Raw genomic sequence first — 23,884 nt, forward strand, 5'->3', positions numbered from 1 at the left:
ACTTTAACCCAGCAGCTCTTGCTCGAGCTTCTTGGCCATCTCTTCGATGTTCTCGGGCGGCCAGCCCGGGATGTCCATGCCAAGGCGCAGACCCATCGAGGAGAGAACTTCCTTGATCTCGTTGAGCGACTTGCGGCCGAAATTCGGCGTACGCAGCATCTCGGCTTCGGTCTTCTGGACCAGATCGCCGATGTAGATGATGTTGTCGTTCTTGAGGCAGTTTGCCGAACGGACCGACAGTTCCAACTCGTCCACCTTCTTGAGAAGGTAGCGGTTGAGCTGGTTGGTGTCGCTCTCTTCCGAAGCCGAAGTACCACCAGCGGCCATGCCGATCATCGGCGACTGGCCGACGGGGGCAATGTCCTCGAAGTGGACGAACAGCGCCAACTGGTCCTGGAGGATGCGCGCGGCATAAGCCACGGCGTCTTCCGGGGTGACGGTGCCGTCGGTCTCGACCGTGAGGTTCAGCTTGTCAAAGTCGAGTTCCTGCCCGATGCGGGCATTGTCGACCTTGTAGCTGACCTGACGCACCGGCGAGTAGAGCGAGTCGACCGGGATAAGACCGATCGGCGCGTCGACTGGACGGTTCGACACGGCGGGGACATAACCCTTACCGGTGTCGGCGGTCAGTTCCATGTTCAGCGTCGCGCCCTCGTCGAGGTGGCAGATCACGAGGTCCTTGTTCATGACCTCGATGTCACCCGAAACGGCGATATCGCCAGCCTTCACCGCGGCAGGGCCGGTGGCGGAGAGCTGGAGACGCTTGGGGCCTTCGCCCTGCATCTTGAGCGCGATCTGCTTGACGTTGAGGACGATGTCCGTGACGTCTTCGCGCACGCCGGCGAGCGACGAGAATTCGTGAAGCACGTTCTCGATCTTGATCGAGGTGATCGCGGCGCCCTGCAGCGAGGAGAGCAGCACGCGGCGCAGCGCGTTGCCGAGCGTCAGGCCGAAACCGCGCTCGAGAGGTTCGGCAACGAACGTCGCCTTCAGCTTGGGGTCTGGTCCCGGCTTGATCTCAAGGCTGTTCGGCTTCTTGAGTTCCTGCCAGTTCTTGATGTTGACAGTCATGGACTTCCCCTGGGAGTGATGGCGGTTACGCCCCGACGGCCTGGTGGAGAGGCCCGGGACGTTCCGAAGACGGGCGACGACCGGTCGTCGCCCGCATTAGCTCGATCAGACGCGGCGGCGCTTCGAGGGACGCACGCCGTTATGCGGAATCGGCGTGACGTCACGGATCGAGGTAATGGTGAAGCCCACGGCAGCCAGAGCGCGCAGTGCGCTCTCACGGCCCGAACCCGGGCCCTTGACTTCGACTTCGAGGGTGCGGACGCCGTGCTCGGCGGCCTTCTTCCCTGCATCGTCCGCGGCCACCTGAGCGGCATACGGGGTCGACTTGCGGCTGCCCTTGAAGCCCATCGCGCCGGCCGAGGACCACGAAATCGCGTTGCCCTGGGCGTCGGTGATGGTCACCATGGTGTTGTTGAAGCTTGCGTTCACGTGGGCAATGCCGCTCGTGATGTTCTTGCGCTCGCGGCGCTTAATGCGCTGGGGTTCGCGTGCCATGTTCGTAGTTCCTGTCGATATATCGCGTGGGGAAACCGGGGGCCGGAGTGCGGCCCGCCCAGCTTACTTCTTCTTGCCGGCGATAGCCTTGGCCTTGCCCTTGCGGGTGCGCGCATTGGTATGCGTGCGCTGGCCACGGACCGGCAGGCCCTTGCGGTGACGCAGGCCACGATAGCAGGCGAGATCCATGAGGCGCTTGATATTCATCGCGGTTTCGCGACGAAGATCACCTTCGACCGTGTGGTCGGCGTCCAGGGTTTCGCGGATCTGCAGGACTTCGGCGTCCGACAGGTCCTGCACGCGGCGGGTGTGGTCGATGCCAAGCTTGTCGGCGATCTGAACGGCCTTGGTGCGGCCGATACCATGGATGTAGGTGAGCGCGATGATAACGCGCTTGTTGGTGGGGAGATTGACCCCGGCAATACGTGCCACTTAAAAAACTCCTGCTCCACAGGGATCGAAAGCGACCCCTATCTCAACGCTGTGAACACCCGAATAGAAATGGCAAAAGCCCGGTTGGCGAAACGCGCTGGTTCCTGGAACACTGCGCTCTTGGCCTTGCCGGACTAGCCGTATGCTGTCGAGTGAAGGGCGCGCTTAGAACGATTCGCGCAGGCTGTCAACGCCCGGAGCGCCGAAGTACAGCGACCGCCCGCCAAATGGCGATGCGTCGGCCGCGCTTGTGAGCAGTGTTTAACGCAAATCACCAGGCTAGTCAAAGCACGTGATGCGCACGGCCTTCAGCGGCCCACGATCGTCCCATCACCGGACAGTGGCTCCTGCGCCAGCGGCACGACCCCACTCGTCACAGGCGCGGCTTCGACCGGCTCAGGAACCACAGGCACAGTCGGTTCGCTATCGGTCTCCGGCTGCCCCGGCGGGAACGCCGCAGAGAAAGAACCGCCCAGCTTTTCGCCGAGACGGCGGACCTGTTGACCCAGCATCGCATCGACGCCCGGCGCGAGCTTTTCGAAAGGCGTACGAGTAAATCCGCCCACAACGTACTCCAGCAGCACTTGCGTACCGCCTTTCGCACTAGGCTTGAGCTGGATAGTCAAAGTGGCATTTGCTGCATCGGCTTGCATCGGGCCCAGCGCACCCAGCAGGCGCAGCGCGCGCGGCCGCTCTATGTAGATCACCCGCATATGCTCGACACTGCCGTGCGGCGCGGCCTTGACCGACGATGCGTTAGGCAGGATTTCGCAGAAGCAGCCCCCTGCCCGCGCATCGAGCGAGAGGTTGGCCGCTTCACCGGACCAGGTGTGGTCGGAATCCCACCAGACCGAAGGCTTGATCAGCACCGCCCAGGTCTCTTCAGGAGAAGTCGACACGTCGATGAGGTGGCGCACCACGAAGCCGTTCTGAGAAACCTGCGCGACGCTGGCCGCTGCCGGCAGCGGCGCCGCCGCAGCGCCGAAACCCGTGACCGTGGCAAGTGCGATTGCAAGACGCTTCATCGTATACCAGCCCCTTGCGCCCGGCACTGGCGACGCCGCCAGCATCCGGGCCATGCGCCTACCTGGCGAGGATCGCCTCGATCGCTGCGGTCACCTCGTCCATGTCGGCCATGCCGTCGACCTTGGCGACGATGCCCTGGGCCTCGTAGACCGGCAGGATAGGGGCGGTCTTGGCGCGGTACTCGGCCATGCGCGTACGCACGGTCTCAGCGTTGTCGTCAGGACGGCGCTTGAACTCGTGGCCCCCGCACTTGTCGCAGGTGCCTTCGACGTGAGGCTTCTCGAACGTGTCGTGGTAGCCCTTACCGCACGTTGCGCATGTGAAACGGCCGGTGATGCGCTCGACAAGCGCGTCCTCGTTCACGTGCAGCTCGATTACGTGATCGAGTTTGCGGTCGCGGACGTCAAGGATCGAATCGAGCGATTGGGCCTGAGCCTCGGTGCGCGGATAGCCATCGAAGATGGCGCCCGCTTCCGGGCCCATCGCGTCGAGTTCATCGCCGATAAGCGCGGAGACGATTGCGTCCGAAACCAGCTCGCCGCGCTCCATCACGGCCTTGGCTTCAAGCCCGGTCGGCGTACCAGCCTTGACCGCAGCGCGAAGCATGTCGCCGGTCGACAGCTGCCGCATGCCGTGCTTCTCGACCAGGCGCTGGGCCTGTGTGCCCTTGCCTGCCCCCGGCGGTCCGAGAAGAATGATATTCACGCCTTTACCCCCTCAAGTTTTATGCGGTCTTCGTCCGCTTTCTTCAGCCGCCGAGGCGGCTGCCGTCAGCGCAGGCGGCCCTTCAGCTTCGCCTTCTTGATAAGGTCGCCATACTGGTGTGCCAGCAAGTGCGACTGAATCTGCGTGATCGTATCCACGGTCACGTTCACCACGATCAACAGACTGGTGCCACCCATAAACAGGAGCGGCAAGCCCGTCATCGACAGGAAATACTCAGGCACCGTGCAGACGATGGTGAGATAGATCGCACCGATCACCGTGATTCGCGTGAGCACGTAGTCGAGATAAGTCGCGGTGTTTTTGCCCGGACGAATGCCCGGAATGAACCCGCCGTTCTTCTTAAGGTTCTCCGAGGTCTCTTCCGGATTGAAAACGACCGCAGTGTAGAAGAATGAGAAGAACACGATGCCGGCAGCATAAAGCAGCATGTAAAGCGGCTTGCCGTGGCCCAGGTACTGGTTGAGCGTGACCACGACCTTGCCCATCGTCGAGTCCGGGCTCAGCGTATTGCCGGCGAACTGGGTGATGGTCAGCGGCAGCAGCAGCAGCGAACTGGCGAAGATCGGCGGGATCACGCCTGCGGTGTTGAGCTTGAGCGGCAGGTGGCTGCGGTCAGCCTGCATCATGCCGCGCTGCGTCGCACGCTTGGGATACTGGATCAGCAGGCGGCGCGTCGCACGCTCGCAGAAGCAGATCATCAGGATCATCGCGACCAGCAGCGCGATCAGCGCCACGATCAGGAAAGTACCGGTGTCGCCTGCGCTGTAAGCCTGGCCCACATTGCTGGCGAAGGTTGGCATCTGAGCGACGATGCCCGCCATGATGATGAGCGAAACGCCGTTGCCGATGCCGCGCGAGGTGATCTGCTCACCCAGCCACAGCAGGAACATCGTGCCGCCAACGAGGCTAATGACCGCACCGATGCGGAACATGACGCCCGGATCGACGACTGCTTCGAGACCACTCGACGCGCCATAGGCTTCCAGGCTCACGGCCAAGAAGTATCCCTGGAGCGCGCAGAGGCCAACAGTGCCGTAGCGCGTGTACTGGTTGAGCTTCTTGCGCCCGGCTTCGCCTTCCTTCTTCAGCGCGACGAGCGCCGGATGAAGCGAGGCGGCCAGCTGCACCACGATCGACGCGGTGATGTAAGGCATCACACCAAGCGCGATGAGGCTCATGCGCGAAAGCGAGCCACCCGAGAAGGTGTTGAACAGGTCGAGGATACCGCCCTGTGTCTTGCTGTAGAGCGATTCGAGGATCAGCGGGTTCACGCCGGGCAGCGGAACGAAGCTCAGGAAGCGGAACACGATCAGCGCACCAATGGTGAACAGAATGCGCTTCTTGAGCTCGGTGGCCTTGGAGAAGTTGGCCAGGCTCAGCGTACTGGCAATATTGTCGGCGCGGGAAGCCATGACGTTCTGAAAGCCTCGAATGTTCTAATCGGATTCGCCCTTAGCGGCTGTGGCCTGCCTTGTCGAACCTTGGAAGGAAACTGGCCATATAGACATTCGGACGATGTCTGAAAGCCCTTGACGCGCAAAATGCACGGAGCACCGGAATGAGCCCAATAGCAAAAGAGGGCGAAGCGCCTGGCGCCCGCCCTCTTCCGTTAGCTTTGGCGCGTTAGCAACAGCCTCAGGCTGCAGCTTCTTCCTTGGCAGGAAGGATCACCGAACCGCCGAGCTTTTCAACAGCGGCGACAGCACCGGCCGACGCGCCTGCAACGTTGAAGGTGACCTTCGACGTCAGTTCGCCCTTGGCGAGGAGGCGCACGCCGTCCTTGCCACCGCGTGCCATGCCAGCAGCCTTCAGCACGGCATGGTCAACCACGCCGGAGATGTCGAGCTGGCCAGCGTCGATCGCCTTCTGGATCAGGCCGAGGTTCACTTCTGCGTAGTCCTTGGCGAACTTCCTGTTCGAGAAGCCGCGCTTAGGAATACGCATGTGGAGCGGCATCTGGCCGCCCTCGAATCCGTTGACCGAAACGCCCGAACGCGCCTTGGCGCCCTTCTGGCCGCGGCCTGCGGTCTTGCCCTTACCCGAACCGATACCACGGCCGACGCGGATGCGGCGGTGACGGGCACCGGCGTTGTCGCGGATGTCATTCAATTTCATGGTCTGCACTCGCTTTCGCTTTGGTCGCGCTTGATGGAAGTCGGGCCCGTTAGAGGAAAAGGGCCCCCATGTCACGTATTGATTTGAAGCTTGGAGGCTACCTTACCATAGCGCTGTCCGAACCCTCAGCTTCCTCCGCCGAAGCCCACCAGCAGTTTCGCACTTTCTGGCACGCGCGTTCCGAAGGCATCGCGGGCCGGCGTCCAGCGCACGATTTCCACCGCGAGGCCGCACAATTCCTTGTCGAAGCCCGGCGAGACCGAGGCCGGATCCATCTTGCACTCCGTCGTGTTACCCTGCTCGTCGACCTGGAAATTGAGGTCGTGGCGCGCGAAGTCCTGGCGCTTCAGGATGCGCTGATAGCGCTCCTTGAGTTCGGTCAGCGCGTGATTGAATTCCGAGAGACTGGCATCGTCCCAGCGCGGCTTCTGGCGCAAGCTGGCGAATTCATCTTCTGTGACCAGCGGACGCATAAGACGAATCATCGCGTACCAACGCATGATCCGAGCGACCTGCAAGGGCGATTCACGGTCGATGACCGACTGGCACACCGCGCCTGTCGGACTTGCCTTCGCCTGCAGCAGTGCTTCAGCCGCAGGCCATCGGTGATAGGCGACTGCCCACGCCAAAGGCGTCAGGCCGAACATGTCGGGCGCGTTCACGTCCTGCTTGTCGCGCTCGATCAGCACCCCGATGTCGTAGACCGACCCTCGCCTCGCGGCCGCGCCCAGGCCATAGGCCATTCGCGCGGCGCCCAGTTCGGCGAAGCCATAGGGCTGAACGATGCCGGTATCAGGGTTGTCGGAAACCGTTTGAGGGGGACCGGCCTTGTCGAGGCCGCGGCAAACATCGGCATAGGGGTAGCGCGGATCGGCCAGCATCGTCGCGTTATAGCGCCGACCAAAGCCCGTCACCGTGTCGTCCGGCATCTGCTTGTCGCTCTTGGCAGTATCGTCGGCAACGAAGGCCAATGCGCGCACCGACCAAGGCGACAGGCCGCCGATCACCCGGCACTGCACCCCGTAAGGCTCCGTTGTTATCCCCCGAGCAGTGGTTGCCGCTGCAAGTCGGTAGTCGCCCGCGTCCAGTGCGTCGTTCGCTTCGGCGACGGCATTTGCGGTGCCGTTGCCCAGCGCTTTCCGAACTGCGTCGTCGCTTTTTCTCAGGCGTTCCAGGAATGCCGTGTTGGAGCGCACGTCATTGCACTTGGCCAGCGCGGTGCCGCCGCCGATGACGTCATCCCCCGCGTCCTGCCGCGAACAGGCGGCGGCGCCCAACGCGCCCAGGCACAGAAACGAGACTGCCAGAAGCCGCTTGTCGATCAAGACTTGTCCCCGAATGGCCAATACAAAAACGAAAGTCCGCGCAGCCAACGAAAGGGCCGTCGCGATGGAGCGGAGGCGAATAGCACAGAGGGCGATAGTGGGAAGAGTGTTGTCACACTGCCCCTCCCCGCGCCCGCGCCTCATGCAGAAAGGCCCCGGTGTTTCCACCGAGGCCCTGTCTGTGTCATCATCCAAACCCGAAGGTTCAGTCGACGATCTTCACCATGTGCGGCAGCTTGGCGATCGCGCCAAGAACCTCGGGAGTGTCTTCACGCTCCACGACACGGTTCATCTTGCCCAGGCCAAGACCGATGAGGATCTTCTTCTGGCTTTCAGGGCGACGGATCGGCGAACCGATCTGCTTGATCTTGATCTTCGCCATGATGATTACTCCACGATGGCTTCAGCGGCGGCCTCGGCCTCCACTTCGGAAACACCGCCGGCGCGGCCCAGAAGGTCAGCGACCTTCTTGCCACGACGCTGAGCAACCGACTTCGGCGAAGTCTGGTTCGACAGCGCGTCGAAAGTGGCGCGGATCATGTTGTACGGGTTCGAGGTGCCCACCGACTTGGTGACGACGTCAGCGACGCCCAGGCTCTCGAACACGGCGCGCATCGGACCACCGGCGATGATACCCGTACCGGCCGGAGCCGAACGGACGTTCACGTTGCCGGCACCGAAGTGGCCCCTGCCGTCGTGATGGAGGGTACGGCCCTCCTTCAGAGCGACGCGGATCATCTTCTTCTTTGCAGAAGCAGTCGCCTTGGTGATCGCCTCGGGGACTTCACGAGCCTTGGAGTGGCCGAAGCCAACCCGACCCTTGCCGTCACCGACCACAACCAGTGCCGCGAAGCCGAAGCGCTTACCGCCCTTGACCGTCTTCGAGACGCGGTTGATGTGAACCAGCTTCTCGATCAGTTCTTCGCCCTGATCTTCGTCGCTGCGGCCACGGCCGTTACGATCGTCACGACGACCGCCACGGTTGTTGCCACCACGGTCGTTACCGCCGCGGTCGTTGCCGCCACGGCCACGACCGCCACGACCACGTCCACCCTCACGGGCTTCCTGCGGTGCAGCACCCTGGGGTGCTTCAGCCGAGACCGGCTGTTCGTTGTTGTTTTCGTCTGCCATGATCAGAACTCCAGCCCGCCTTCGCGGGCGGCATCGGCCAGCGCCTTGACGCGGCCGTGGTACAGGAAGCCACCGCGGTCGAACACGACCGAGGTAATGCCAGCCTTGACGGCCGCCTCGGCGAGTTCCTTGCCAATGCGGACAGCAGCGTCGATGTCAGTGCCCTTGGCGCCGAGCGTGTTAGCTGCGGCGACAGTGTGACCCTGCGCATCGTCGATGATCTGCGCGTAGATGTGGCGGCCGGTGCGATGCACCGACAGACGGGGACGACCACCCGAACGCGCCTTGAGCGCGGTACGGACGCGGCGCGCACGGCGCGCGAAGAGAGACAGCTTTGCCATTACTTCTTCTTCCCTTCCTTGCGGAAGACGAACTCGCCGCGGTAACGGATGCCCTTGCCCTTGTAAGGCTCGGGCTTGCGCCAGCGACGAATCTCGGCCGCAAGCTGGCCGACCTTCTGCTTGTCGATGCCGGAGATTTCGACCGTGGTGTTGTCCGGGGTCTTGACCTCGATGCCTTCCGGCACGTCGATGTCGACGTCGTGCGAGTAGCCCAGCTGCAGCTTCAGGGTCTTGCCCTGCGAAGCTGCACGGTAGCCGACGCCCTTGATTTCGAGGACCTTGGTGAAGCCGTTGACAACGCCTTCGATCAGGTTCGAAACCAGGGTGCGCTGAAGGCCCCAGTGGCTGCGCGACGACTTCGAGTTGCCGATGGGCTGAACCGCAATGGTTTCACCCTCGACCGAAGTCGTAACGAGGTTCGACAGGCCCATGTTCAGGGTGCCCTTGGGCCCCTTCACCGAGAGAACGCCGTTATCGATCTGGGCGGTGACACCGCCCGGGATCGCAACCGGCTTTTTACCGATGCGGCTCATCAGAAGACCTCCGCAAGCACTTCGCCGCCGACGTTCGCGGTACGAGCTTCGGCATCCGAAAGCACGCCGCGCGGCGTCGAGACGATGGTGATGCCAAGACCGTTGCGCACGATCGGAAGTTCCTTGGAACCCGAATAGACGCGGCGGCCAGGCTTGGAGACACGGGCGATGTGCTTGATGGCGGGTTCGCCTTCAAAGTACTTCAGTTCGATACGCAGCTGCGGGTGAGCGCCGGTTGCATCGTCGGAGAAGCCACGGATGTAGCCCTCGCGCTGAAGCACTTCCAGGACGCGCGCACGAAGCTTCGAAGCGGGCGAAAGGACAGTATCCTTCTTCGCCTGCTGCCCGTTGCGGATGCGGGTGAGCATGTCACCCAGGGGATCGGTCAATGCCATTTTCTAACCCTTACCAGCTCGACTTCGTCACACCGGGGATCATGCCCTTGTTGGCAAGATCACGCAGTTCGATGCGGCAAAGGCCGAACTTGCGGTAGTAACCGCGCGGACGGCCGGTCGTGGCGCAACGGTTGCGAACCCGGGTGGGGTTTGCGTTGCGCGGGATCTCGGCCAGCTTCAGGCGGGCGATCAGACGCTCGGTTTCTTCGAGCGACTGGTCGTCGGCAACCGCCTTGAGGGCAGCGTACTTGCCTGCATACTTCTTAACGAGCTTCTTGCGACGCTCATTCTTGTTCACGGAACTCAGTTTCGCCATGGACTTAAGCTCTCTTCTTCAGCGGCTCACGCCGCCTCCTTCTGTTCCGACTCTTCAGCCGGGAACGGGAAACCGAACAGACGCAGCAGCTCGCGCGCCTCGTCATCGGTCTTCGCGGTGGTGGTGACGATGATGTCCATCCCACGCACCTTGTCGATCCGGTCGTAGCTGATCTCTGGGAAGATGATCTGCTCCTTCAGGCCCATGGCATAGTTGCCACGGCCGTCGAACGACTTCGGGTTCAGACCACGAAAATCTCGGATGCGCGGCATGGCCACGGTCACGAGACGATCGAGGAATTCGTACATACGCTCGCGGCGCAGCGTCACCTTGCAGCCGATCGGCATGCCTTCGCGCAGCTTGAACTGTGCGATCGACTTGCGGGCTTTGGTGATGACAGGCTTCTGGCCGGCGATGAGTTCCATCTCGGCAGCGGCAGTCTGGACCTTCTTCTTGTCCTGGCTGGCCTCACCGACGCCCATGTTGAGCGTGATCTTTTCGATCTTCGGAATTTCCATCACGTTCTTGTAACCGAACTTCTCGGTCATCGCCTTCGCGATTTCGGCGTCGAACTTGGTCCGCAGGCGCGGAATGTACTGCTCAGCCATCGATCGTCTCCCCGGACTTCACGGCCACGCGGACCTTCTTGCCGTCCTTGGTTTCAAAACGAACGCGGGTCGGCTTGCCGTCCTTGTCCGCAACAGCGACCTTGCAGATGTGCATCGGCGCAGGAATGCGATCGATGCCACCCTGAGGGTTCGCCTGGGTGGGCTTGCGGTGACGAGTGGCGACGTTGACGCCCTCGACAACGACCTTGCCATCCTTGGGCTGAACCTGGAGCACCGTGCCGGTGCGACCCTTGTCCTTGCCCGAGAGAACGACGACCGAGTCGCCCTTCTTGATCTTAGCGGCAGCCATTACAGCACCTCCGGCGCGAGCGAGATGATCTTCATGAAGCCACGGCCACGAAGTTCGCGGACCACTGGGCCGAAGATACGAGTGCCGATCGGCTCCTCGTTCTTGTTGATCAGCACGGCAGCATTGCTGTCGAAGCGGATCACGCTACCGTCGCCACGGCGCACATCCTTGCGGGTGCGCACGATGACGGCGCGGTGCACGTCGCCCTTCTTGACGCGAGCACGCGGCTGCGCCTCCTTGATCGACACCACGATGATGTCGCCGACGCCTGCGAAACGACGCTTGGAGCCACCCAGTACCTTGATGCACTGGACGCGCTTTGCGCCGCTGTTGTCCGCGACGTCGAGATTGGATTGCATCTGGATCATCGATCCGGGTCCTTCTCAACTGGCTTGCCGGAACCAGTCCGGCAGTTCCTAAAAATACAGGCCCCCGAAGAGGCCCGAGTCGCCCGCAACGGGCGAAGGCGGCCCTTTGCCGCATTCAACCGCTTAGGTCAACTCTCGTCAGGCAAGGCCAAAGCCGGAGCCCGAAAGCTCCGGCTTCAATCTCAACCGAGGATCAAACCTCAGCTTCGAGTGCCGTACCCTTGCTCGCCTGAAGACGGTCAAGAACCTTCCAGGTCTTGGTCTTCGAGTAGGGCGACGTCTCCTCGATCCGGACTTTCTCGCCGGTCTTGAAGGCGTTGTCCTCGTCGTGGGCGTGGTACTTCTTCGAGCGGCGGATGATCTTCCCATAAAGGGGGTGCTTCACCTTGCGCTCAACGAGCACGGTCACGGTCTTGTCCGTCTTGTCGGAGACGACGGTCCCGCTAAGAATACGCTTGGGCATCGTTGCTTCTCCTTACGCCTTCGCCGAACCAGAACGCTCGGCCTGGAGCGTCTTGATGCGGGCGATGTCGCGACGGACTTCCTTGATGCGTGCCGGACGCTCGAGCTGGCTCGTGGCGGCCTGGAAACGCAGGTTGAACTGCTCGCGCTTGAGATCGACGAGGTCAGCGGTCAGCTGGTCGTCGCTCTTGGCGCGGAAGTCTTCGGTCTTGGCGGCCATCATTCGCCTCCCAGGTGGGTGGTGTCGCCGAGACGGGCAACGACCTTGGTCTTGATCGGCAGCTTCATCGCAGCACGTTCGAACGCTTCTGCAGCGAGCGGGCCGGCAACGCCGTCCAGTTCGAACAGGATGCGACCCGGCTTGACGCGGGCTGCCCAGTATTCGACCGCACCCTTGCCCTTACCCTGACGGACTTCGGCAGGCTTCTTGGAAACCGGCACATCCGGGAAGATGCGAATCCAGAGGCGACCCTGGCGCTTGATGTGACGCGTGATCGCGCGGCGAGCCGCTTCGATCTGGCGGGCGGTGATCCGCTCGGGCTCCATGGCCTTGAGGCCGTAGGAACCGAAGTTCAGGTCGGTGCCACCCTTGGCGTCGCCCTTGATCCGGCCCTTGAAGGCCTTGCGGAACTTGTGCTTTTTTGGTTGCAGCATGGTGCTAACTCTATCCTAGGATCAGCGGGCCGGACGGACGCCGGAAGTCTGAGCTTCCATCATCAGTCGGTCCTGCGCCATCGGGTCGTGACCAAGGATTTCGCCCTTGAAGACCCACACCTTGATGCCGATGATGCCGTAGGCGGTCAGCGCCTCAACATCAGCGTAATCGATGTTCGCACGCAGGGTGTGAAGCGGCACGCGACCTTCGCGATACTGCTCGACGCGGGCGATTTCTGCCCCGCCCAGACGGCCGCCGCACATGATCTTGATGCCTTCGGCACCCAGACGCATGGCAGACTGCATCGCGCGCTTCATCGCCCGGCGGAACGCCACGCGGCGGATCAGCTGGTCGGCGATACCCTGAGCGACGAGCCTTGCATCGACTTCCGGCTTGCGGATTTCGACGATGTTCAGCTTCACTTCGCTCTTGGTCATCGAGGCAAGCTGCTTGCGCAGCTTTTCGATGTCAGCACCCTTCTTGCCGATGATGACACCGGGACGAGCCGCGAAGATCGAGATGCGGCACAGCTTGGCCGGACGCTCGATCACCACCTTGGAGATCGCTGCCTGGGGCAGCGTCGCCATGATGGACTTGCGGATCTTGATGTCTTCTTCAAGAAGCTGGCGGTAGTCCTGGCCTTCCGCATACCAGCGGCTGTCCCAGGTGCGGTTGATCTGCAGACGCAGACCGATCGGATTGCTCTTATGACCCATGGATCAGGCCTCCTCGACTTCGCGAACGACGATCCGGAGCCGTGAGAACGGCTTGAGGATGCGGGTGGACTTGCCGCGACCACGAGCGTGGAAACGCTTCATGGTGATCGACTTGCCGACCGACGCCTCGGCGACGACGAGAGCGTCGACGTCGAGGTTGTGGTTGTTTTCCGCATTGGCGATCGCAGAGGCCAGGACCTTGCGAGCGTCAACAGCCATCGCCTTCGTGGAGAAGGAGAGGATGTTCATCGCGTCTTCGACGCGCTGGCCACGGATGAGGGCAGCAACCAGGTTGAGCTTCTGGGCCGAACCACGAATGTTCGTGTTGACCGCAAGAGCTTCCTTGTCACCGACGCGGCGGGGTGCAGCTTGCTTGCTCACTTGCGCTTGCCCTTCTTGTCGGCGGCGTGGCCCGGGAACGTGCGGGTGGGAGCGAACTCACCCAGCTTGTGACCGACCATGTCCTCGTTGACCGAGACCGGGATGAACTTGTGCCCGTTGTAGACCGTGAAGGTCAGACCAACGAACTGCGGGAGAATGGTGGAACGGCGCGACCATGTCTTGATCGGGCCACCACGGCTGCCGGCATCCTGCGCGACTTCAGCCTTCTTGAGAAGGTAGAGGTCAACGAAGGGGCCTTTCCAGACGGAACGTGCCATCGTGACTTACCTCTTCTTCTTGGCGTGACGCGAACGGATGATAAGCTTATCCGTCTGCTTGTTGTTGCGAGTGCGAGCGCCCTTGGTCGGCTTGCCCCAAGGCGTAACCGGGTGACGACCACCCGAAGTACGACCTTCACCACCACCGTGCGGGTGATCGACCGGGTTCTTTGCCACACCACGCGTAAGCGGACGACGGCCCATCCAGCGCTTGCGGCCAGCCTTTGCGAGGGTCTGGTTGCCGTTGTCGGGGTTCGACACGGCGCCCACAGTGCCCATGCAATCGCCGCGCAGGTAACGCTGCTCACCCGAGTTGAGGCGCACGATGACCATGCCGCGGTCACGACCGACGACCTGAACATACGTGCCTGCCGAACGGGCGATCTGGCCACCCTTGCCCGGCTTCATCTCGACGTTGTGGCAGATCGTGCCAACCGGCATCTGCGACAGCAGCATGGCATTACCAGGCTTCACGTCGGTCTTCTCGCCGGCGACGACAACGTCACCAACCGCAAGACGCTGCGGCGCGATGATGTAGGTCTGCTCGCCGTCGGTGTACTTCACCAGAGCGATGAAGGCCGTGCGGTTGGGATCGTATTCGATACGCTCCACGGTCGCTTCCATATCGAACTTACGACGCTTGAAGTCGATGAAGCGATACTTCTGCTTGTGACCGCCAGCGATACCGCGCGAGGTCACGTGACCCTTGTTGTTGCGGCCGCCGGTCTTGCTCTTGCCTTCGGTCAGCGCCTTGAGGGGCTTGCCCTTCCAGAGCGACGACTTGTCGACGAGGACCAGGCCACGGCGTGCCGGGCTGGTCGGGTTATATTTCTTCAGTGCCATCTGATCAGCCCCGCACGCCTTCGGTGACGTCAATCGACTGGCCTTCGGCCAGCGTGACAATCGCCTTCTTCACGTCGCTGCGGCGGTATTCCCTACCGCGCCAGCGCTTGGTCTTGCCCTTGACGACCAGGGTGTTGACGCCAGTTACCTTGACATCGAACAGCGCCTCGACGGCAGCCTTGATCTGGGGCTTGGTCGCTGCATCAGCCACCTTGAAGACAACCGCGTTATGCTCGGAGAGCAGGGTCGACTTCTCAGTGATGTGCGGCGAGAGGATCACGTCAAAATGACGGATGTCCACGTTGCTCTTAGCCATTGAAACGGGCCTCCAGCTTTTCGACAGCGGCGCGGGTCAGCACCAGCGTATCGTGCTTCAGGATGTCGTAGACATTGGCGCCGACAGCAGGAAGCACGTTGACACCGATGATGTTGCGGGCGGCGAGAGCGAAGCCCTCGTTGACCTGCTCACCGTCCATGACGAGGATCTTCTTGCCGAAGTTCGCCTTCGCGAGATCACCGACGAGAACCTTGGTCTTGCCGTCAGCAACGTCGAGCGAGTCGACGATGACAAGGCCGTTCAGGGCCTTTGCCGACAGAGCCATCTTCAGGCCGAGCGCACGGATCTTCTTGTTCAGCGACGGGTTGAAATCGCGGCGACGTGCACCGTGAGCCTTACCACCACCGATGAAGACGGGAGCTGCACGATCGCCGTGACGAGCGGTACCACCACCCTTCTGGCGGCCGAACTTCTTGCCGGTACGCGCAACATCCGAACGCTCGCGAGTGGCGCGGGCGGTGCCGCGACGGTTCTCGAGCTGCCAGGTGACCACGCGATGCAGGATGTCCGCGCGCGGCTCGAGGCCGAACACGTCGTCCGAAAGCTCGATGTCGGCGTTAGCGGCCGAGCCATCGATGTTGAGGACTTGAACCTTCATGATTAGCCCTCCTGGCCTTCGGTCGCTTCGGGAGCCGCCACATCAGCGGGGGTCTCGGCAGCGGCCGTGTCGTTGATGTTGGAAGCCTGAAGCAGGCCGGCGGGGTACGGAGCCTCAGCGTGACGGTCGACCTTGACGGCGTCCGAAACGGTGAGCCAGCCGTTCTTCGAACCAGGGACCGAGCCCTTGACGAAGATGAGGCCACGCTCGTCATCCACGCGGACGACTTCGAGGTTCTGCTGCGTACGCTGACGGTCACCCATGTGGCCGGCCATCTTCTTGTTCTTGAAGACCTTGCCCGGATCCTGGCGCTGACCGGTCGAACCGTGTGCACGGTGCGAGATCGAAACACCGTGGGTTGCGCGCATACCGCCGAAGCCCCAGCGCTTCATAGCGCCCTGGAAGCCCTTACCCTGCGTGTGACCGCCTACGTCGACCAGCTGGCCAGGCACGAAGTGCGAAGCTGCGATCGTCGAGCCGACCTCGAGGAGGGCGTCGTCGGCGACGCGGAATTCCGCGACGCGCATCTTGAGGGAAACTTCAGCCTTGGCGAAATGTTCGCGCTGCGGCTTGGCGACGTTCTTCTGCTTGGCTTCACCAGCACCGAGCTGAACCGCGACGTAACCGTCACGATCAGAGGTGCGGACCGAAACCACCTGGCAGCCTTCCAGGGCCAGGACGGTGACGGGCACATGGCGGCCATCCTCCTGGAACAGGCGGGTCATCCCGACTTTCTTGGCGATCACGCCGGTACGCATGACCTTCTCCTTACAGAGGCGTGCGCAGGACCATCCCCCGCACGCGTGTCCAACCCTATTTGTGATACGAACCCCGTCCGGGTCAGGTGTTCCCTGCTGACCCGGAAATGGGCAGCGGAAACGAGACGGGGGACGCATTCCCGACGCGTCCCGAAGGCAGCGCCAGAGGTATCCCTTGTGTCCCCTTCGGTTTCCCTCCGGGGCGCTGTCTATGCGGGTTTCTCCCCGCAGAGCCGACCGCAAGGGCCGACAAGGTATTCGGGATCCGAAAGATCCGAAATTCGCCTCGATCGTTTAAAGTCCGATCGGAAAAGACTTATCGGGGCGACCCTTGAGGATCACCCCGTAAGCTGACTCACGCCAGCTTGATTTCGACGTTCACGCCAGCCGCGAGGTCCAGCTTCATCAGCGCGTCGACAGTGGCAGCGTTGGGCTGCACGATGTCGAGGAGACGCTTGTAGGTACGGACCTCGAACTGCTCACGCGACTTCTTGTCGACGTGCGGGCCGCGGTTCACGGTGAACTTCTCGATGTGGGTCGGAAGCGGAATGGGGCCCCGGATCAGCGCGCCGGTACGACGAGCCGTGTCAGCGATTTCGCCAGTTGCCTGGTCGAGCACGCGGTGGTCAAACGCCTTGAGGCGAATGCGAATGTTCTGAGCGTCCATTACCTACTACCGATGAGAAAGAGCCAAAGGGCCTAAGCCCCATTAAATTCGAGACGCGCCCCTACATCGTCGGACCGAGTCGATCAAGCCCTGATTTCTCGGGCCTCAAAAGGATTTGGGCGGCTGGGCATGCGGTTCGTCGCATCCGCTCTTCCCTGCGTCCGATCCGGAGCCTAGGCTCATCTGGGGACGCCTAACAGAAGACGCTGCCAATGTCCTCCACCACCACGACAATTTCCAGCGCGCTTGCCGCGCTCCTGCTTGCATGCCTTGCGTCCGGCGCAGCTTCGTCCGCCGACGCTTCCTACGGCCCGGCCGGCAAGGACGACCCCGTCGATCTTGCTGAAACTGACGTTCTCACCGCCCATGCCAATCTGCCCGATCCCAAAGGCGGCGCAGTGGATGACGCCTGCCTTGCCGCAGCCCGCGCCAGTAATGGCGGCAATGATGGCACGATCGTCGTGTGCTCGCACGGCGGCGACGGCGTCAGCGAGCGGGTGCCAGCGTCCAGGTCCGTCGACGAAAGCACGAATACGGGCGACTTGCGCCCGCCGAACGTTTCGGGACTGCCCGGCTGCCTCGGGCCGTGCATCACCATACCGTTCGGCCGTGCCCCACCGCCCGTTTACTATATAGACCTCAGCACTATCCCCGAAGCCCCCAAGGGCTCGGATGCGTGGAAGATCGGGCAGGGAGAGATACGCGCACCCTAGGATGCCCTGCTGCCGGTAAGCAGTCAGTCGCCCCCTGAAACGCGAAAAGCCCGGCCTTGCTTGCGCAAGGCCGGGCTAATCACTGCAGCCGTAGCTTCAGATCAGCGAATTACTTCGTGATCTTCGAAACGACGCCCGAACCAACGGTACGGCCGCCTTCGCGGATTGCGAAGCGCAGGCCATCGTCCATGGCGATCGGCGCGATGAGCTTGACGCTGATCGTGACGTTGTCGCCCGGCATGACCATCTCGGTGCCCTCGGGGAGGATCACTTCGCCGGTCACGTCGGTGGTGCGGAAGTAGAACTGCGGACGGTAGTTGGCGAAGAACGGCGTGTGACGGCCGCCTTCATCCTTCGACAGAACGTAGACTTCAGCCGAGAACTCGGTGTGCGGGGTCACGGTGCCCGGCTTGGCCAGAACCTGGCCGCGCTCAACGTCTTCACGCTTCAGGCCGCGAACCAGCGCGCCGATGTTGTCGCCTGCACGACCTTCGTCGAGCAGCTTGCGGAACATTTCGACGCCGGTGACGACGGTCTTCTGGGTGTTGCGGATGCCGACAACTTCGACTTCCTCACCAACCTTGACGATGCCGGTCTCGACGCGGCCGGTAACAACCGTACCACGACCCGAGATCGAGAACACGTCTTCGACGGGCATCAGGAACGCCTTGTCGGTGGGACGCGGCGGCTGCGGGATGTAGCTGTCGACAGCAGCCATCAGCTCAAGGATCTTTTCCTTGCCGATGTTGTCGTCGCGACCTTCGAGAGCGGCGAGAGCCGAACCCATGATGATCGGAATGTTGTCGCCGTCGAAGTCATACGACGAGAGCAGTTCGCGAACTTCGAGTTCGACGAGCTCGAGCAGCTCGGCGTCGTCGACCTGGTCGACCTTGTTCATGAACACGACGAGCTGCGGGACGCCAACCTGGCGAGCAAGCAGGATGTGCTCGCGGGTCTGCGGCATCGGGCCGTCAGCAGCGTTCACAACCAGGATCGCGCCGTCCATCTGGGCAGCACCGGTGATCATGTTCTTGACGTAGTCAGCGTGACCCGGGCAGTCGACGTGTGCGTAGTGACGCTCGGCGGTCTCGTACTCGACGTGTGCGGTCGAGATCGTGATGCCGCGCTCGCGCTCTTCGGGAGCCTTGTCGATGTTCGCGAAGTCAACGGCGGTACCGCCGAACGCTTCAGCCATCACCTTGGTGATTGCGGCGGTCAGCGTGGTCTTGCCATGGTCGACGTGACCGATGGTGCCGATGTTGCAGTGCGGCTTGTTCCGCTCAAATTTAGCCTTGGCCATGTTTCAAACCTTCTTTCGTCTTGATTTCGAATCTGCGGGGTATCGGAGCGGAGCCCGCGGACGCAGGCGCCGCCCCTAGAACCAATCGTATTGTCAGGCAAGCATTCTTGGCCGTCAGGCCAGCTTCCCCTTAACCCCACTCGCCTTAGGCGAGCTTCTCCTTGACTTCAGCCGCGACGTTCGCCGGGACTTCGTCATAGTGCGAGAACTGCATCGAGTAGTTCGCGCGGCCCTGGGTGAAGGAACGCAGCGAGTTCACGTAGCCGAACATGTTCGCGAGAGGCGTGTTGGCGTCGACGACCTGGGCATTGCCGCGGCTGTCGGTGCCCTGGATCTGCCCACGACGCGAGTTGAGATCGCCGATGACGTCGCCCATGAACTCCTCAGGGGTGACGACTTCGACCTTCATGATCGGCTCGAGCAGCTTGATGCCTGCCTTCTGCGCCACTTCGCGCATCGCAGCACGGCCGGCGATTTCGAACGCCAGGGCGCTCGAGTCGACGTCGTGGTACGAACCGTCATAGAGAACGATGTCGAAGTCGATGATCGGGAAGCCGACCAGCGAACCCGAGGCAGCGGTTTCGCGCATGCCCTTTTCGATCGCGGGGATATATTCCTTCGGAATGTTACCGCCCTTGATCTCGTCCTTGAAGGTGATGCCCGAACCGCGCTCGCCCGGCGTGACCTTGACCTTCACGCGGCCGAACTGACCGGTACCACCCGACTGCTTCTTGTGGGTGTAATCGACGTCGACCGGCTTGCCGAGGTATTCGCGGTAAGCCACCTGCGGCGCACCGACGTTGGCCTCGACCTTGAACTCGCGGCGCATACGATCGACGATGATGTCGAGGTGAAGCTCGCCCATGCCCTTGATGATCGTCTGGCCCGACTCGTGGTCGGTCGAAACGCGGAACGAGGGATCCTCGGCCGAGAGACGGTTGAGCGCGATGCCCATCTTCTCCTGGTCGGCCTTGGTCTTGGGCTCCACCGACAGCTCGATGACCGGCTCGGGGAATTCCATGCGCTCGAGGACGATCGGGAAACGCTCCGAGCAGAGCGTGTCGCCCGTCGTGGTTTCCTTCATGCCGGCGAGAGCGACGATGTCACCCGCGAACGACTCGTCGATGTCCTTACGGTCATTGGCGTGCATTTCGAGAATGCGGCCGACCTTTTCCTTCTTGCCCTTCACCGAGTTCAGGTAGGTGCCCTTGGTGAGCGTACCCGAGTAGATGCGGATGAAGGTGAGCGAGCCCACGAAGGGATCGTTCATGACCTTGAAGGCGAGCGCCGAGAACGGAGCGTCGTCCTTGGGCGGACGGCTGTCGGCCTCGTCGGAATCGACCTTCACGCCCTGGACGTCTTCGATGTCGAGCGGCGAAGGCAGGTAGTCGACGACGGCGTCGAGCAGGGGCTGAACACCCTTGTTCTTGAACGCCGAACCGCAAACGACCGGCACGAACGCGTGACCCAGCGTGCCCTTGCGGATCAGCGCCTTCAGCGTGTCGACGTCAGGCTCGGTGCCTTCGAGGTACGCTTCCATCGCGGCATCGTCCTGGTCGACGACGAGTTCGATCAGCGCGGTGCGATATTCAGCGGCTTCGTCGGCCAGTTCAGCCGGGATCTCTTCGTAGAAGAATTCGGCGCCCAGCGCTTCGTCCTTCCAGATGATCGCACGGTTGTGCACGAGGTCGACGAGGCCCTTCAGGTCGGCTTCGAGGCCGATCGGAATGTACAGGACAGCCGGGGTCGCACCGAGGCGGTCGATGATCGACTGCACGCAGTACTTGAAGTTGGCGCCGGTGCGGTCGAGTTTGTTGATGAAGCACATGCGCGGGACGCCGTACTTGTCGGCCTGGCGCCAGACGGTTTCCGACTGCGGTTCCACGCCGGCAACGCCGTCGAAGCAAGCCACGGCGCCGTCGAGCACGCGGAGCGAACGTTCGACTTCGATGGTGAAGTCAACGTGGCCCGGGGTGTCGATGATGTTGATGCGGTATTCTTTGTCCTCGGAGGTCCAGAAGCAGGTGGTCGCTGCCGAGGTGATCGTGATTCCGCGCTCCTGCTCCTGCTCCATCCAGTCCATGGTCGCGGCGCCGTCGTGCACTTCGCCGATCTTGTAGGACTTGCCGGTGTAGTAGAGGATACGCTCGGTCGTCGTGGTCTTACCAGCGTCGATGTGCGCCATAATACCGATATTGCGGTACATATTGAGCGGATGGCTGCGTGCCATGGGAGAATCCTTAGCAGGAGTTTTTGGGAGCGAGAGCGGCCTTCAGATAAGACCTTGCCCCCTGAAATAATAGTGTGACGCCCGAATGACCATCCCATACGAGAGGCATCCGGGCGACACTGCGCAGTTACCAGCGGTAGTGCGAGAAGGCGCGGTTCGCGTCCGCCATGCGGTGCGTGTCTTCGCGCTTCTTCACGGCGTTGCCGCGGTTGTTCGAGGCATCCAGCAGCTCGCCCGAGAGGCGTGCGGCCATGGTGGTCTCGGGGCGGTTGCGCGCCGCGGTGATGAGCCAGCGGATCGCCAGAGCCTGTGCGCGCTCGGGACGGACCTCGACGGGGACCTGGTAGGTCGCACCACCGACGCGGCGCGAACGCACTTCGATCTGGGGCGAGACGTTGTTCAGGGCGTCATGGAACAGCTGGATCGGGTCCGACTTGGCGCGGGTTTCCATGGTTTCCATGGCACCGTAGACGATCGCTTCGGCGATCGACTTCTTGCCGTCGTACATGAGGTTGTTCATGAACTTGGACAGGATGAGATCCCCGAACTTGGGATCGGGAAGGATAATCCGCTTCTCGGGACGACGACGACGTGACATCGCATGTATTCCTTGTTTTTTCGGGCGGGAGCCTGAGGCCCCGCCGCCCGGTCAATCTCTACAATCGTGCGGCGCGATGAAAGCGCCGCGACCGATCACTTCGGACGCTTGGCGCCGTACTTCGAACGGCTCTGCTTGCGATCCTTCACGCCCTGCGTGTCGAGCACGCCGCGCAGGATGTGGTAGCGAACGCCGGGAAGATCGCGGACGCGGCCGCCGCGGATGAGCACGACCGAGTGCTCCTGCAGGTTGTGGCCTTCACCCGGGATGTAGGAGATGACTTCGCGGCTGTTGGTCAGACGCACCTTGGCGACCTTGCGGAGTGCCGAGTTCGGCTTCTTCGGGGTCGTGGTGTAAACGCGGGTGCAAACGCCGCGCTTCTGCGGGTTCTGCTCCATCGCAGGAACCTTGGACTTGGCCTTCTGCGGTTCGCGGCCCTTGCGGACCAGCTGGTTGATAGTGGGCATCTATACTCTTCTTTCAAATTGGGAGTGCGATGGATGCGCTCCGAAAAAATCATCGGAACGGACCGATCGCACCCCGGTTCTGCAAACCGGGCCGATAAGCCTTGCGAAAGGAAGAGTGCGAAAAGGTTCACGAAGCGGCGATGAAGGAATGCGCGAACCGCGTGCGCCCCGGCAAAGACCGGAACCACCATCGGTTTGCGCAGACCATGAAGGCCGCGAACGTGAGCCGAAAAACACTCCACCCGGCGCGAGGCGCTACCGGATTACTCTGCCACCCTGCCGCCCTGCCCGACGCGAATCGGAAAAAGGGACGTGCCTTCCAAGGTCTGTCCGCAGCGGCGAAACCGCTGGAACTCCACGGAAAACTGCCGGAATGGCAATGTTCAGCTCTATGTCGTCCACCGCGAGTAGACCCGCGAGGGATGCGGGCCTGTAGGGGATTGGGGGGATTGGGTCAAGGACTGAGGGGCCTGGCAGCTTCGCGCCCGTTTCGGGCATTCACCAGAGATTTTCCCACGCCTGAAAGCAGACACTCAGATTATTACCGAGGCTAAGACATGCCCATTGCCTGAATTTAGCTGGTGAGCACACGATGGCGATGGCATACGTCCGGCGGGAGGAACCCATGCCGAGCATTCCACAGACGTTCTCAATTTCAGACTTTCTTACATGGGACAGGCAGAAGCAACTTGAACTGCAGCCGCAGTTTCAGCGTGGTTCGGTATGGACACCCCAAGCGCAGTCATTCCTGATCGACACCATTCTGCGCGAGCTTCCCATCCCGGCCGTTTATATCCGCACGCGTATCGACGCGGTTACGCAATCATCTATTCGTGAAGTCGTCGATGGCCAGCAACGGCTGCGCGCGATCCTAGCCTTTGCTGCCAATGGCATTCGTCTCAGTACCCGCAGTCCCGACTTTGGGGGGCAGCGCTACAATGACCTTTCGCAGGACCGCAAAGACGCTTTCCTATCCTACAACATCTCGACGGTTCAGCTTCTGAATGCGTCGGATGCCGAGGTGCTGGAGGTGTTTGCTCGCCTGAACTCCTATAGCGTCAAGGTCACGCCTGCAGAACTGCGCCACGCGAAGTATGACGAACCTGTCAAATGGGCGATCTGGAACACCACGCGCGAGAACGGAGCGCTTTGGGACGAATATCATGTTGTTTCGCTGCGTGACAGCGTGCGCCTAAAAAACACCACGCTAGTGGCAGAGCTGTATATGGCATTTGCGAATGGCCTAGGTGACGGCGGCGAAGAAAAGGTCGGTGGATTCTATAAAAATAATATTAAGCGGGACGAGGCATATTTCGTCGATCTAACTGCTCTGGTACAAAAGAACATGAACGTTGCTATTGGCACATTCGGACCATCATTCAGCGAGACGACGTTCTTCGACGCGCCGAATTTCCTGCTCCTCGTTTGCGCCGTTGCGTTTGTTGCTGGAGAGCTGCCAGCTTCGGCCCTAACTGCGGACGTGGAAAACAAGCGCGGTGTCGGGCTGAGCCATGCGAATGCTGCGAATAGACTGCCACTGCTCGCTACGGCGGTTGAGAACGACGATATTGACGGCCCATATGCCACGTTCGTTGTTGCGAGCAAAAGCAGCACGCAGCGAATAAGTTCCCGTCGTCCCCGGTTTGCGGCAATAGTAAACGCAATCGCCGCCTAATGCTTAGCGGTCTT

General features: G+C 61.8%; 34 protein-coding genes. 2 read left to right on the forward strand and 32 right to left on the reverse strand.

Annotated elements, in window-relative coordinates; translation table 11 throughout:
* Nucleotides 1-3: 3 nt before the first annotated feature.
* The 28 genes from TQ38_RS13410 to rpsJ all read right to left on the reverse strand — a co-directional run bounded on the left by TQ38_RS13410 (nt 4) and on the right by rpsJ (nt 16,887).
* Nucleotides 4-1,071 (reverse strand): DNA-directed RNA polymerase subunit alpha, encoded by a 1,068-nt coding sequence (locus TQ38_RS13410; RefSeq protein WP_043971063.1) that lies wholly within the window; start codon nt 1,069-1,071, stop codon nt 4-6.
* Nucleotides 1,072-1,176: 105 nt separating this feature from the next.
* Nucleotides 1,177-1,566: a 30S ribosomal protein S11 gene (gene rpsK / locus TQ38_RS13415; RefSeq protein ID WP_043971065.1), complete on the reverse strand. Its 390-nt coding sequence runs from the start codon at nt 1,564-1,566 to the stop codon at nt 1,177-1,179.
* 63 nt (nt 1,567-1,629) lie between these two features.
* A complete protein-coding gene (rpsM, locus tag TQ38_RS13420; RefSeq protein ID WP_043971067.1) occupies nt 1,630-1,998 on the reverse strand; it encodes a 30S ribosomal protein S13 in 369 nt (122 codons plus the stop codon).
* Nucleotides 1,999-2,306: 308 nt separating this feature from the next.
* A complete protein-coding gene (locus TQ38_RS13425; RefSeq protein ID WP_043971070.1) occupies nt 2,307-3,023 on the reverse strand; it encodes a hypothetical protein in 717 nt (238 codons plus the stop codon).
* A 58-nt stretch (nt 3,024-3,081) separates the two neighbouring features.
* Nucleotides 3,082-3,729 (reverse strand): adenylate kinase, encoded by a 648-nt coding sequence (locus TQ38_RS13430; RefSeq protein ID WP_043971072.1) that lies wholly within the window; start codon nt 3,727-3,729, stop codon nt 3,082-3,084.
* A 65-nt stretch (nt 3,730-3,794) separates the two neighbouring features.
* On the reverse strand, nt 3,795-5,162 hold the full coding sequence (secY, locus tag TQ38_RS13435) for a preprotein translocase subunit SecY (RefSeq protein WP_043971074.1): 1,368 nt from the start codon (nt 5,160-5,162) through the stop codon (nt 3,795-3,797).
* Between the two features lie 223 nt (nt 5,163-5,385).
* On the reverse strand, nt 5,386-5,865 hold the full coding sequence (gene rplO, locus TQ38_RS13440) for a 50S ribosomal protein L15 (RefSeq protein ID WP_043971076.1): 480 nt from the start codon (nt 5,863-5,865) through the stop codon (nt 5,386-5,388).
* 125 nt (nt 5,866-5,990) lie between these two features.
* Nucleotides 5,991-7,190, reverse strand: a complete 1,200-nt coding sequence (locus tag TQ38_RS13445; protein ID WP_043971078.1) for an ankyrin repeat domain-containing protein — start codon at nt 7,188-7,190, stop codon at nt 5,991-5,993.
* Between the two features lie 205 nt (nt 7,191-7,395).
* Nucleotides 7,396-7,572, reverse strand: a complete 177-nt coding sequence (gene rpmD / locus TQ38_RS13450; protein ID WP_043971080.1) for a 50S ribosomal protein L30 — start codon at nt 7,570-7,572, stop codon at nt 7,396-7,398.
* Nucleotides 7,573-7,577: 5 nt separating this feature from the next.
* The gene (rpsE, locus tag TQ38_RS13455; RefSeq protein ID WP_043971082.1) at nt 7,578-8,321 is read right to left on the reverse strand and encodes a 30S ribosomal protein S5; all 744 of its coding nucleotides are present in this window, start codon (nt 8,319-8,321) and stop codon (nt 7,578-7,580) included.
* Between the two features lie 2 nt (nt 8,322-8,323).
* The gene (gene rplR / locus TQ38_RS13460) at nt 8,324-8,662 is read right to left on the reverse strand and encodes a 50S ribosomal protein L18 (protein ID WP_043971083.1); all 339 of its coding nucleotides are present in this window, start codon (nt 8,660-8,662) and stop codon (nt 8,324-8,326) included.
* The gene (gene rplF, locus TQ38_RS13465) at nt 8,662-9,195 is read right to left on the reverse strand and encodes a 50S ribosomal protein L6 (protein WP_043971085.1); all 534 of its coding nucleotides are present in this window, start codon (nt 9,193-9,195) and stop codon (nt 8,662-8,664) included. Before rplF ends, rplR begins: the two co-directional genes overlap by 1 nt.
* Nucleotides 9,195-9,590: a 30S ribosomal protein S8 gene (rpsH, locus tag TQ38_RS13470; protein ID WP_007682156.1), complete on the reverse strand. Its 396-nt coding sequence runs from the start codon at nt 9,588-9,590 to the stop codon at nt 9,195-9,197. The genes rplF and rpsH overlap by 1 nt, the downstream gene beginning before the upstream one ends.
* A 10-nt stretch (nt 9,591-9,600) precedes the next feature.
* Entirely contained in the window at nt 9,601-9,906 is a 306-nt protein-coding gene (gene rpsN, locus TQ38_RS13475) for a 30S ribosomal protein S14 (RefSeq protein WP_043971087.1), read from the reverse strand.
* 26 nt (nt 9,907-9,932) lie between these two features.
* Complete coding sequence (rplE, locus tag TQ38_RS13480) at nt 9,933-10,514, reverse strand: 50S ribosomal protein L5 (RefSeq protein ID WP_043971089.1); 582 nt, start codon at nt 10,512-10,514, stop codon at nt 9,933-9,935.
* Entirely contained in the window at nt 10,507-10,824 is a 318-nt protein-coding gene (rplX, locus tag TQ38_RS13485; RefSeq protein WP_043971090.1) for a 50S ribosomal protein L24, read from the reverse strand. Before rplX ends, rplE begins: the two co-directional genes overlap by 8 nt.
* On the reverse strand, nt 10,824-11,192 hold the full coding sequence (rplN, locus tag TQ38_RS13490) for a 50S ribosomal protein L14 (RefSeq protein WP_043971092.1): 369 nt from the start codon (nt 11,190-11,192) through the stop codon (nt 10,824-10,826). The genes rplX and rplN overlap by 1 nt, the downstream gene beginning before the upstream one ends.
* Nucleotides 11,193-11,385: 193 nt before the next feature.
* Nucleotides 11,386-11,655 (reverse strand): 30S ribosomal protein S17, encoded by a 270-nt coding sequence (gene rpsQ / locus TQ38_RS13495; protein ID WP_043971094.1) that lies wholly within the window; start codon nt 11,653-11,655, stop codon nt 11,386-11,388.
* 12 nt (nt 11,656-11,667) lie between these two features.
* Nucleotides 11,668-11,874, reverse strand: a complete 207-nt coding sequence (gene rpmC, locus TQ38_RS13500) for a 50S ribosomal protein L29 (protein ID WP_043971096.1) — start codon at nt 11,872-11,874, stop codon at nt 11,668-11,670.
* Nucleotides 11,874-12,308, reverse strand: a complete 435-nt coding sequence (gene rplP / locus TQ38_RS13505) for a 50S ribosomal protein L16 (protein WP_043971098.1) — start codon at nt 12,306-12,308, stop codon at nt 11,874-11,876. The genes rpmC and rplP overlap by 1 nt, the downstream gene beginning before the upstream one ends.
* Before the next feature lie 21 nt (nt 12,309-12,329).
* Nucleotides 12,330-13,025, reverse strand: a complete 696-nt coding sequence (gene rpsC / locus TQ38_RS13510) for a 30S ribosomal protein S3 (RefSeq protein WP_043971101.1) — start codon at nt 13,023-13,025, stop codon at nt 12,330-12,332.
* A 3-nt stretch (nt 13,026-13,028) separates the two neighbouring features.
* Nucleotides 13,029-13,406 carry a 50S ribosomal protein L22 gene (gene rplV / locus TQ38_RS13515; RefSeq protein WP_043971103.1) on the reverse strand — a complete coding sequence of 126 codons (378 nt, stop codon included), beginning with the start codon at nt 13,404-13,406 and terminating at the stop codon, nt 13,029-13,031.
* Nucleotides 13,403-13,684, reverse strand: coding sequence for a 30S ribosomal protein S19 (gene rpsS, locus TQ38_RS13520; protein ID WP_043971105.1), 282 nt, complete (start codon nt 13,682-13,684; stop codon nt 13,403-13,405). The genes rplV and rpsS overlap by 4 nt, the downstream gene beginning before the upstream one ends.
* A gap of 6 nt (nt 13,685-13,690) precedes the next feature.
* The gene (rplB, locus tag TQ38_RS13525) at nt 13,691-14,527 is read right to left on the reverse strand and encodes a 50S ribosomal protein L2 (RefSeq protein WP_043971106.1); all 837 of its coding nucleotides are present in this window, start codon (nt 14,525-14,527) and stop codon (nt 13,691-13,693) included.
* Nucleotides 14,528-14,531: 4 nt separating this feature from the next.
* Nucleotides 14,532-14,843: a 50S ribosomal protein L23 gene (locus TQ38_RS13530; RefSeq protein ID WP_043971108.1), complete on the reverse strand. Its 312-nt coding sequence runs from the start codon at nt 14,841-14,843 to the stop codon at nt 14,532-14,534.
* Nucleotides 14,836-15,462 carry a 50S ribosomal protein L4 gene (gene rplD / locus TQ38_RS13535; RefSeq protein ID WP_043971110.1) on the reverse strand — a complete coding sequence of 209 codons (627 nt, stop codon included), beginning with the start codon at nt 15,460-15,462 and terminating at the stop codon, nt 14,836-14,838. The genes TQ38_RS13530 and rplD overlap by 8 nt, the downstream gene beginning before the upstream one ends.
* A gap of 2 nt (nt 15,463-15,464) precedes the next feature.
* Nucleotides 15,465-16,220 (reverse strand): 50S ribosomal protein L3, encoded by a 756-nt coding sequence (gene rplC, locus TQ38_RS13540; protein ID WP_043971112.1) that lies wholly within the window; start codon nt 16,218-16,220, stop codon nt 15,465-15,467.
* A 355-nt stretch (nt 16,221-16,575) separates the two neighbouring features.
* Nucleotides 16,576-16,887: a 30S ribosomal protein S10 gene (rpsJ, locus tag TQ38_RS13545; RefSeq protein ID WP_043971113.1), complete on the reverse strand. Its 312-nt coding sequence runs from the start codon at nt 16,885-16,887 to the stop codon at nt 16,576-16,578.
* A gap of 212 nt (nt 16,888-17,099) precedes the next feature.
* Here rpsJ and TQ38_RS13550 point away from each other — a divergent pair, with 212 nt between their 5' ends.
* Nucleotides 17,100-17,600: a hypothetical protein gene (locus TQ38_RS13550; protein ID WP_052505553.1), complete on the forward strand. Its 501-nt coding sequence runs from the start codon at nt 17,100-17,102 to the stop codon at nt 17,598-17,600.
* A 109-nt stretch (nt 17,601-17,709) separates the two neighbouring features.
* Here the strand turns inward: TQ38_RS13550 and tuf are convergent, their stop codons facing one another.
* The 4 genes from tuf to rpsL form a co-directional block, all read right to left on the reverse strand.
* On the reverse strand, nt 17,710-18,900 hold the full coding sequence (gene tuf, locus TQ38_RS13555; protein ID WP_043971114.1) for an elongation factor Tu: 1,191 nt from the start codon (nt 18,898-18,900) through the stop codon (nt 17,710-17,712).
* A gap of 145 nt (nt 18,901-19,045) precedes the next feature.
* Nucleotides 19,046-21,130 (reverse strand): elongation factor G, encoded by a 2,085-nt coding sequence (gene fusA / locus TQ38_RS13560; RefSeq protein ID WP_043971116.1) that lies wholly within the window; start codon nt 21,128-21,130, stop codon nt 19,046-19,048.
* Nucleotides 21,131-21,257: 127 nt separating this feature from the next.
* Nucleotides 21,258-21,728 (reverse strand): 30S ribosomal protein S7, encoded by a 471-nt coding sequence (rpsG, locus tag TQ38_RS13565; RefSeq protein WP_043971117.1) that lies wholly within the window; start codon nt 21,726-21,728, stop codon nt 21,258-21,260.
* 95 nt (nt 21,729-21,823) lie between these two features.
* A complete protein-coding gene (rpsL, locus tag TQ38_RS13570) occupies nt 21,824-22,195 on the reverse strand; it encodes a 30S ribosomal protein S12 (protein ID WP_007011879.1) in 372 nt (123 codons plus the stop codon).
* Between the two features lie 625 nt (nt 22,196-22,820).
* Here rpsL and TQ38_RS13575 point away from each other — a divergent pair.
* Nucleotides 22,821-23,870, forward strand: a complete 1,050-nt coding sequence (locus TQ38_RS13575) for a DUF262 domain-containing protein (RefSeq protein WP_162792252.1) — start codon at nt 22,821-22,823, stop codon at nt 23,868-23,870.
* Nucleotides 23,871-23,884 lie beyond the last annotated feature (14 nt).

The organism is Novosphingobium sp. P6W, assembly GCF_000876675.2.
Classification (GTDB): domain Bacteria; phylum Pseudomonadota; class Alphaproteobacteria; order Sphingomonadales; family Sphingomonadaceae; genus Novosphingobium.

Coding starts and splice junctions, on each gene's coding strand:
- rplE (WP_043971089.1), bottom strand. CDS start 10,514: ATGGCTGAGCAGTACATTCCGCGCCTGCGGACCAAGTTCGACGCCGAA.
- rplD (WP_043971110.1), bottom strand. CDS start 15,462: ATGAAGGTTCAAGTCCTCAACATCGATGGCTCGGCCGCTAACGCCGAC.
- rpsC (WP_043971101.1), bottom strand. CDS start 13,025: ATGGGTCATAAGAGCAATCCGATCGGTCTGCGTCTGCAGATCAACCGC.
- rplC (WP_043971112.1), bottom strand. CDS start 16,220: ATGCGTACCGGCGTGATCGCCAAGAAAGTCGGGATGACCCGCCTGTTC.
- rpsJ (WP_043971113.1), bottom strand. CDS start 16,887: ATGGACGCTCAGAACATTCGCATTCGCCTCAAGGCGTTTGACCACCGC.
- secY (WP_043971074.1), bottom strand. CDS start 5,162: ATGGCTTCCCGCGCCGACAATATTGCCAGTACGCTGAGCCTGGCCAAC.
- rpmD (WP_043971080.1), bottom strand. CDS start 7,572: ATGGCGAAGATCAAGATCAAGCAGATCGGTTCGCCGATCCGTCGCCCT.
- rplO (WP_043971076.1), bottom strand. CDS start 5,865: ATGAAATTGAATGACATCCGCGACAACGCCGGTGCCCGTCACCGCCGC.
- rpsS (WP_043971105.1), bottom strand. CDS start 13,684: ATGGCACGTTCCGTCTGGAAAGGCCCCTTCGTTGACCTCTACCTTCTC.
- TQ38_RS13530 (WP_043971108.1), bottom strand. CDS start 14,843: ATGGCTAAGAGCAACGTGGACATCCGTCATTTTGACGTGATCCTCTCG.
- rplP (WP_043971098.1), bottom strand. CDS start 12,308: ATGCTGCAACCAAAAAAGCACAAGTTCCGCAAGGCCTTCAAGGGCCGG.
- rpsQ (WP_043971094.1), bottom strand. CDS start 11,655: ATGCCCAAGCGTATTCTTAGCGGGACCGTCGTCTCCGACAAGACGGAC.
- rpsG (WP_043971117.1), bottom strand. CDS start 21,728: ATGTCACGTCGTCGTCGTCCCGAGAAGCGGATTATCCTTCCCGATCCC.
- rpsE (WP_043971082.1), bottom strand. CDS start 8,321: ATGGCAGACGAAAACAACAACGAACAGCCGGTCTCGGCTGAAGCACCC.
- rpsH (WP_007682156.1), bottom strand. CDS start 9,590: ATGGCATTGACCGATCCCCTGGGTGACATGCTCACCCGCATCCGCAAC.
- rpsK (WP_043971065.1), bottom strand. CDS start 1,566: ATGGCACGCGAACCCCAGCGCATTAAGCGCCGCGAGCGCAAGAACATC.
- TQ38_RS13550 (WP_052505553.1), top strand. CDS start 17,100: ATGTCCTCCACCACCACGACAATTTCCAGCGCGCTTGCCGCGCTCCTG.
- rplR (WP_043971083.1), bottom strand. CDS start 8,662: ATGGCAAAGCTGTCTCTCTTCGCGCGCCGTGCGCGCCGCGTCCGTACC.
- TQ38_RS13410 (WP_043971063.1), bottom strand. CDS start 1,071: ATGACTGTCAACATCAAGAACTGGCAGGAACTCAAGAAGCCGAACAGC.
- rplN (WP_043971092.1), bottom strand. CDS start 11,192: ATGATCCAGATGCAATCCAATCTCGACGTCGCGGACAACAGCGGCGCA.
- rplX (WP_043971090.1), bottom strand. CDS start 10,824: ATGGCTGCCGCTAAGATCAAGAAGGGCGACTCGGTCGTCGTTCTCTCG.
- TQ38_RS13425 (WP_043971070.1), bottom strand. CDS start 3,023: ATGAAGCGTCTTGCAATCGCACTTGCCACGGTCACGGGTTTCGGCGCT.
- rpsL (WP_007011879.1), bottom strand. CDS start 22,195: ATGCCCACTATCAACCAGCTGGTCCGCAAGGGCCGCGAACCGCAGAAG.
- rplB (WP_043971106.1), bottom strand. CDS start 14,527: ATGGCACTGAAGAAATATAACCCGACCAGCCCGGCACGCCGTGGCCTG.
- rplF (WP_043971085.1), bottom strand. CDS start 9,195: ATGAGCCGCATCGGTAAAAAGCCGGTTGCGATCCCGGGCGGTGTCACC.
- TQ38_RS13575 (WP_162792252.1), top strand. CDS start 22,821: ATGCCGAGCATTCCACAGACGTTCTCAATTTCAGACTTTCTTACATGG.
- rpsN (WP_043971087.1), bottom strand. CDS start 9,906: ATGGCGAAACTGAGTTCCGTGAACAAGAATGAGCGTCGCAAGAAGCTC.
- tuf (WP_043971114.1), bottom strand. CDS start 18,900: ATGGCCAAGGCTAAATTTGAGCGGAACAAGCCGCACTGCAACATCGGC.
- rpmC (WP_043971096.1), bottom strand. CDS start 11,874: ATGGCCGCCAAGACCGAAGACTTCCGCGCCAAGAGCGACGACCAGCTG.
- fusA (WP_043971116.1), bottom strand. CDS start 21,130: ATGGCACGCAGCCATCCGCTCAATATGTACCGCAATATCGGTATTATG.